Genomic DNA, 598 nt, shown 5'->3' on the forward strand with positions numbered 1-598 from the left:
GATAGCTTAACCTTCGGGAGGGCGTTTACCACGGTGTGATTCATGACTGGGGTGAAGTCGTAACAAGGTAACCCTAGGGGAACCTGGGGTTGGATCACCTCCTTACCTTAAGATGACGAAGTTGTTGAGTGTTCACACAGATTGCCTTGATTCAAAGTAGTTAGAGCAAAGACCTGGTGCGCAAGCATCAGTGCTTATCTGGCTTCGGTCAGATGAGAGAAGCCCTATCATTGGGTTTTGGGATGTGAATAATGGCGCTCGGCCTCGCAGGCTCGGCACTCGCCATTACCCAAAATCTGCACTGCTAACGCAGCGCAAAGATGATTTTGGGTCCCCTTCGTCTAGAGGCCTAGGACACCGCCCTTTCACGGCGGTAACAGGGGTTCGAATCCCCTAGGGGACGCCACTTCTCTTCGCAGCTCAAAGAATGCAGACATAAACAGTCATGTTTATGTCTGTTTTCTTCGGCCTTGAGCCGTTGCAAACATGCTCTTTAACAATCTGGAAAGCTGATTTAAAAAGTAGTTCTCAAACATTTGTTACAAGTGCTTTGGAAACTTCTTGGCGAAAACCAAATTTTATTTGGTCCTTGTTGTAC

General features: G+C 47.7%; 1 tRNA gene and 1 rRNA gene. Both read left to right on the plus strand.

Features of this window, described 5'->3' with window-relative positions:
- Positions 1-105, plus strand: a 16S ribosomal RNA gene (locus tag ACB032_RS22100); the annotation flags it as partial.
- 225 nt (positions 106-330) lie between these two features.
- Positions 331-406, plus strand: a tRNA-Glu gene (locus ACB032_RS22105).
- Positions 407-598 lie beyond the last annotated feature (192 nt).

This window comes from Aeromonas sp. S5(2024) (genome assembly GCF_041403025.1).
Classification (GTDB): domain Bacteria; phylum Pseudomonadota; class Gammaproteobacteria; order Enterobacterales; family Aeromonadaceae; genus Aeromonas; species Aeromonas hydrophila.